We start from the raw sequence: 6,075 nt of genomic DNA, 5'->3' as shown, positions 1-6,075 counted from the left end.
GTATCCCGCCAGATTTCAGATGCTCTGGTAACTTAGTTACCGAGTAGTTCACAGTCTTAGTATCGGGTGTGTGTTCTGTTTGTGAGAAAAAAATGCCTGGAGAAAAGACAGAAAAATAAAAAAATATACATATGATGACAGATTTTATCTTGTTAAACGCCACATTTTCTAGTATAATAAGGGTATCAATCCATGGATGGAAGTGACTGTGAACATGGAACTTTTAGAAGCAGTTTCAAACATTTATGAACACCTATTTAGATGGAGAAGGGGGCGTTTTTATGGAGAAAAGTTATACAAAGATCTACACAACTGGAGCGACAGTACCGTTAAAGATTCGGCCAGGACATTTCGCAACAAACCATGCACATATCAATTATTACATTGATGTGACGACCCTGAAAGCGAGAACGAAAGAGGCGGAGGAAGTTGCACAGGCGCTGGTTGGCATGTATCTGTATGACACCGTGATCGACACGATTGTCTGCATGGAGGGCACGGAAGTTATCGGTGCTTTTCTGGCGGAGGAGCTGGCAAAGGGCGGTTTTCTCTCGACGAACGCGCACAAATCTATCTATGTAATCAGCCCGGAGTTTAACAACAACAGCCAGATCATTTTCCGTGACAACCTGATTCCGATGATCCGCGATAAACATGTGATGATCCTGATGGCATCCGTGACGACGGGACGTACCTTAAATAAGGCAGTTGAGAGCATCCAGTATTACGGTGGTATCTTACAGGGCGCATCGGCGATTTTCAGTGCGATGGATTCGCTGGATGGTGTGCCGATCAAGTCAGTCTTTGGCAAGAAGGATTTACCGGATTATACGTATTCAGATTACCGTGACTGCCCGCTCTGCAAGGCAGGAAAGAAGATTGATGCGCTGGTAAATACGTTTGGATATTCGCCGATGGGGTGATGCGGCGATCGGAAGCTGCTTCGTTTGATGAATACAGGATTTGTAAAAGCCGGATCGTTGAAATGAAACGCGATCCGAATGCGGGTGCTGCATGGCGGCATAGAAAGCATTATTGAGAAAGAGATAGATTTTACAAGGTTTGAGAACAGATAGTGGATACCGCAAAACCACAGAATCCGTGCACTGACCTGTCAGAAATAAGAAGATGGGGAGCAGAGGGATGGGAAAAAGGTTTTGCGGTATCTCTTTTTGTGTCAAAGGTGCCAAGGCACATTAATGAAAAAAATAACAGAAACAAGAATAAAGAAGGGAAAGAAAGAGGGATAAAAATGGATACACAGCAGATGTTTCAGGAACTGGATCGCCTTTATGCGCAGGGAAAACTGGACGAAGCGGAAGAGAAAATGATGGGCTGGATGAAGGAAGGGCTGGATTCAGGGAACAAAAGCCTTTGCCTGATGATGTGCAATGAGATGGAAGGACTCTACCGGAATACCGGACGGGTTGCACAGGCAGTCGATATGGCGGATATGGCGCTGTCCCTGATTGCGGGGATGGGACTGGATGGTTCGATCCACCATGGAACGACACTTTTAAATGCGGCAACCGCGCGCCGGATGGCAGGAGATGTGGAGAAAGCGCTTTCCCAGTACCGGGAGGCGGAAGCGATTTTTAAGAATCTTGGAAAAACGGATGGCTATGAGATGGCAAGTCTCTACAATAATATCAGCCAGATTTATCAGGAACAGGAGGAACATGAAAAGGCGCTGGAATCGCTGGATAAGGCGCTGGAACTAATTAAAAAGATGGAGAACAGCGAGGCGGAGGTGGCAACGACCCATGTCAACCGGGCGCTATCCTTGATGGCGCTGGGACGGCTGGATGAGGCAGACGAGGAGTTAAAGGAAAGCCTGACCTTTTATGCGTCCCCGGAGGGCGTGCAGTCGGGACACTTTGGTTCGGCGCTGGCAGCAGCCGGGGAGCTGGCATGGCGGCGCGGCAATTATGATCAGGCGATCGGGCTGCTGGAAAAAGCGCTGATGGTAACGCAGTCCCGGTTTGGCGAGAGCGATGCGTGCGCGGTGATCCGCCAGAATCTGGAGATGATCAAAAAAGAAAAGGAAGAAAAAGGCATTACCGGAGCTGCAGACAAGAAGGAAGACAAGGGCGGAAACCCGAGCCACTGTGCGAGCTGTCAGTTCAAGGATGCGAAATTCTGAGACAGGACAAGAAAAAAGCGTTTTTTGAAAAGTTTTCAGATGGAAGATTTGATAAAAAGCGTGCAAGAAACGCGCATGAAAAAAAGATACTGAAAATAGAGAAAACGTAGAAATAGAAAAAACCATAAAATCAGGTAGGGGGATTAGATGCAGGGACTAGAACTGGCAAAACGATATTATGAAGAAGTCGGGCGTCCGATGCTGGAGCGGGATTTTCCAGAGCTTCTGCCGCGATTGGCGGCGGGACTGGTGGGCGAAGGTTCGGAATGTCTGGGATTTGACGATGCGATATCGCAGGATCACGATTTCGGGGCGGGTTTCTGTCTGTGGTTTTCGGCGGAAGATTATAACCAGTACGGAAATGCGCTTCAGGATGCCTATGACCGTTTGCCAGGGGAGTTTGCAGGTGTTCCGGCACGCCTCACAAGTGCGCGGGGCGGCGGACGTGTCGGTGTGTTTGAGATAGAGGCATTTTACAGCCGTTTTATCGGGATGGAACAGCCGCCAAGGAGCTTGATGCGCTGGCTGCATCTGCCGGAGGATAAGCTGGCGGCAGTTACAGGCGGGGCAGTTTTTGAGGACGGACTGGGAGAATTTTCCGCGGTCCGCGAGGAGCTTCGGAAGTATTATCCAGAGGATGTCCGGATCAAGAAGATCGCGGCGCGGGCAGCGAAAATGGCGCAGTCGGGACAGTATAATTATGGCCGCTGTATGCGGCGGGGGGATACGGTTGCGGCGATGCTGGCGCTCGATGAATTTGTGCGGCAGGCGATTTCGATGGTCTATTTACTAAACCGGACGTATATGCCTTACTATAAGTGGATGTTCCGGGGAATGGAAAACTTTCAGATTCTGCCAGAGGTGGCGGAAAAAATCCGGGAGCTTTCGGTGATGGGAGATACGAGCGAGATGTGGAAGCCGCCGTTTCCCCCGGGATGGAATCCTTATGTAAACCAGTTAGATCCGCGCGTGGGTCGGATCGAGGAAATCTGTCAGGCGGTAGTTGGGGAACTGCGAAAACAGGGACTGACTGACAGCCGGGATGCATTTCTGGAAGCGCATACGTGGGAGATCATGAAACGGATTCAGGATTCGGAGTTGAAAAAATGTCATGTGATGGAAGGATAAGCCGCGGATAGACACATCAAAATGGGAACGCGCATGGACTGTAACTGAAAGAAAAGATGCAGGAAATTGATTTGGAAGGGATCTGGCAAGCGAAAGGGAGGACAGCGTATGACGAAACAGGAGAAAATAGAGAAACTGATTCAGATGGAGTGGGAAGATTTTCAGAAAGTCAATAACGAGGGCGGACGTGCTTCTTGTCAGGACGATCCGGAGACATTTTTTATCATGCGACGAAGCCATTTTGCACCGTGGACAGAGGAACTCATAGACTGCGTGCAGGCGGATATGGACCGCGCCCATGAGCAGGGGCGCAATCTGGTAATGGAGAAATATGCGTGGATGATGGCGAGCACCGCACCGGAGCAGTTTAAGAAACTGCATCATTTTCTGATTGATCCGACGCTGGCGGGCGAACAGTGGAGTGATGCGATCGTGAAACAGCAGCTTGCCTGGATGGAAGAGTACCAGGCGAAATATCCGGTGCTGGCGTCTGGAAACCGGCTTCTCTACAGTTCTGAAGATACGCCGTATGATACTTCCTTCCAGACGTACCTGCTTGGAGAACTGCGGACTTACTCGGACAGCACTCTGCATACGTACTGGCAGTTTATCAATGAACTGAAAAAGGAAGGAAAGAGTCTGGCACTTCTGACGATGGAGGAGGAAGTGAAGGCATATGGATATGAGGGGCTGGATGCGGCGGAGAAGGCGCTCTCTAAATAAACAGAAAGTGTGGTAGTTTCTATTTTCGTTGTTTAAACAACTGAAAAAATGTCCCAAAGCATGTATACTCCTTCTTGTAAGCGGCACAATACATATGAATGGCAGGAGAGACTAGAGGCATGCTTGTCCATATGCAGAGATCGGATGCTAGAAACATGGACATGTAGTATAAGCCGGAGAAAAAAGGAGAAATGAGCGTATGAGCAGAGAGGTAAATCCAAGAAAAGCGGCAGTCATCGGGTGCGGATTTGTGGGTTCAGCAACGGCATTTACACTGATGCAGAGCCGGTTATTTTCCGAGCTGGTTCTGTTAGATGTAAATATGGAAAAGGCGGACGGCGAGGCGAAGGATATCGCGCACGGGATTCCGTTTGCAGGGCAGATGAAGATCTACGCGGGCACGTATGACGACGCGGCGGACGCGGCGATCATCATTATCACAGCGGGGGCGAACCAGAAGCCGGGGGAGACGCGGCTTGATCTGGTGCAGAAGAATACGGCAATTTATCAGAGTATCATCCCGGAGATTGTAAAACGCGATTTTGGCGGGATTCTGCTGATCGTATCGAATCCGGTAGATATTTTGACGTATGTGGCATTGAAACTGAGCGGGCTGCCGGAGAACCGGGTGCTCGGTTCGGGTACGGTGCTTGACACGGCACGGCTTAAATATGCGCTGGGCGAACACCTGGGCGTGGACAGCCGGAGTGTACATTCGTTTATCATCGGTGAGCACGGGGACAGCGAGATCGCGGCATGGAGCAGTACGAATGTATCGGGCATTCCGCTGAACGATTTCTGCGAGATGCGCGGGCATTTTAACCACGATGCGGCGATGGACGCGATCGCGGAGAAGGTCAAAAACAGTGCGTACGAAATTATTTCGAAAAAACAGGCGACGTATTACGGAATTGCAATGTCGGTAAAACGCATCTGCGAGTGTATCGTCCGCAATGAGCGCTCGATTCTGCCAGTGTCCGCGATGATGCATGGGGAATATGGCATCGAGGATATCACGCTGAGTATGCCGGCGATCGTGGGAATCGGGGGTGTGGAGACGCATGTGCCGATTGCATTGAGTGAGGAAGAGGCGGAGAAGCTGGTGGAGTCGGCTAAGAAACTGAAAGAGGTAGCGAAAGGGCTGATAGAATGATGCCAGATGGGCTGCCGTACATTGGCACGGCAGCCCATCTGAACCAATCGGTTTTACTATAAAATTCTTTTCTATCAGTAAAGGCCATCTTTTAGGCAGCCGCCTGATTTTCTTTCTGGGTCAGTAAGGAGACAACGATCAGGGTAAGGAAAGAAAACGGAACTGCAACCAGGACGCTGCCAGTGAATCCAATCGTGTAAAATGAATGTTTTAGTACATATAATAGGAAACGTCACATGAAATATGATAAGATAGTGAAAGCAATTTTCATAGAACGTCCCAATCGTTTTATTGCGCGGGTAAAGATTGATGGCTCGGAAGCGGTAGAATCGGTTCATGTAAAGAATACGGGACGTTGTCGTGAATTACTGCTGCGGGGGGCGGAAGTGATTTTGGAAGATTGCATAGAAAAGAATCCAAATCGAAAGACTCGCTATGATTTGATTGCAGTTAAGAAGAATAAGATATGGGTTAACATTGATTCTCAGGCACCGAATAAAGTGGTAAAAGAATGGCTGATGACACAGGGGTATGATTCTATTAAACCAGAGTATACCTTTGGAAATAGCCGGCTGGATTTCTATATGGAAAAAGGAAAGCAAAAATATCTAATGGAAGTCAAAGGCTGCACCCTTGAGATAGACGGAGTTGGATATTTTCCAGATGCCCCGACGGAAAGAGGAGTTAAGCATTTAAAGGAACTTGCAGCTGCGTGCGGACAAGGATATAAATGTTTGATAGCATTTGTGATTCAAATGGAAGGCATTAGTGAAGTCAGGCCGAATACGGAAACGCATCCCGAATTTGGCGCTGCACTTCACGAGGCAAAGGCAGCAGGTGTTGAGGTGCTTTTCCTGAAATGTCATGTTGGGATGGATAGGTTGGAAATCATAGGAGAAGATGAGTCTTGAGGGCAAGGTTCTAAAGG

At 48.9% G+C, this 6,075-nt stretch carries 6 protein-coding genes; all 6 read left to right on the top strand.

Going from position 1 to position 6,075, the window contains the following annotated elements; translation table 11 throughout:
* Nucleotides 1-281: 281 nt before the first annotated feature.
* The 6 genes from DWX68_RS08430 to sfsA all read left to right on the top strand — a co-directional run bounded on the left by DWX68_RS08430 (nt 282) and on the right by sfsA (nt 6,058).
* Nucleotides 282-923 carry a hypothetical protein gene (locus tag DWX68_RS08430; protein ID WP_022359975.1) on the top strand — a complete coding sequence of 214 codons (642 nt, stop codon included), beginning with the start codon at nt 282-284 and terminating at the stop codon, nt 921-923.
* Between the two features lie 329 nt (nt 924-1,252).
* Nucleotides 1,253-2,143 (top strand): tetratricopeptide repeat protein, encoded by an 891-nt coding sequence (locus DWX68_RS08425; protein WP_022359976.1) that lies wholly within the window; start codon nt 1,253-1,255, stop codon nt 2,141-2,143.
* Nucleotides 2,144-2,290: 147 nt separating this feature from the next.
* Nucleotides 2,291-3,271, top strand: coding sequence for a DUF4037 domain-containing protein (locus DWX68_RS08420; RefSeq protein WP_118629092.1), 981 nt, complete (start codon nt 2,291-2,293; stop codon nt 3,269-3,271).
* Nucleotides 3,272-3,379: 108 nt separating this feature from the next.
* Nucleotides 3,380-3,994, top strand: a complete 615-nt coding sequence (locus DWX68_RS08415; RefSeq protein WP_118471356.1) for a DUF4125 family protein — start codon at nt 3,380-3,382, stop codon at nt 3,992-3,994.
* A 199-nt stretch (nt 3,995-4,193) separates the two neighbouring features.
* On the top strand, nt 4,194-5,147 hold the full coding sequence (locus tag DWX68_RS08410; RefSeq protein WP_022359991.1) for an L-lactate dehydrogenase: 954 nt from the start codon (nt 4,194-4,196) through the stop codon (nt 5,145-5,147).
* A 236-nt stretch (nt 5,148-5,383) separates the two neighbouring features.
* Entirely contained in the window at nt 5,384-6,058 is a 675-nt protein-coding gene (sfsA, locus tag DWX68_RS08405) for a DNA/RNA nuclease SfsA (protein ID WP_118629090.1), read from the top strand.
* The last annotated feature ends 17 nt before the right edge of the window (nt 6,059-6,075 follow it).

The sequence above is a fragment of the Clostridium sp. AF20-7 genome, from assembly GCF_003479275.1.
In the GTDB taxonomy this organism is placed as follows: Bacteria; Bacillota; Clostridia; order Lachnospirales; family Lachnospiraceae; genus Otoolea; species Otoolea fessa.
Note: the sequence above shows the minus strand (reverse complement) of the source record. Positions and strands in the feature narration are given on the sequence as shown.

What these genes read in the sequence shown, in the direction of transcription:
- DWX68_RS08430 (WP_022359975.1), top strand. Translation starts at nt 282, where the DNA reads ATGGAGAAAAGTTATACAAAGATCTACACAACTGGAGCGACAGTACCG.
- DWX68_RS08425 (WP_022359976.1), top strand. Translation starts at nt 1,253, where the DNA reads ATGGATACACAGCAGATGTTTCAGGAACTGGATCGCCTTTATGCGCAG.
- DWX68_RS08420 (WP_118629092.1), top strand. Translation starts at nt 2,291, where the DNA reads ATGCAGGGACTAGAACTGGCAAAACGATATTATGAAGAAGTCGGGCGT.
- DWX68_RS08415 (WP_118471356.1), top strand. Translation starts at nt 3,380, where the DNA reads ATGACGAAACAGGAGAAAATAGAGAAACTGATTCAGATGGAGTGGGAA.
- DWX68_RS08410 (WP_022359991.1), top strand. Translation starts at nt 4,194, where the DNA reads ATGAGCAGAGAGGTAAATCCAAGAAAAGCGGCAGTCATCGGGTGCGGA.
- sfsA (WP_118629090.1), top strand. Translation starts at nt 5,384, where the DNA reads ATGAAATATGATAAGATAGTGAAAGCAATTTTCATAGAACGTCCCAAT.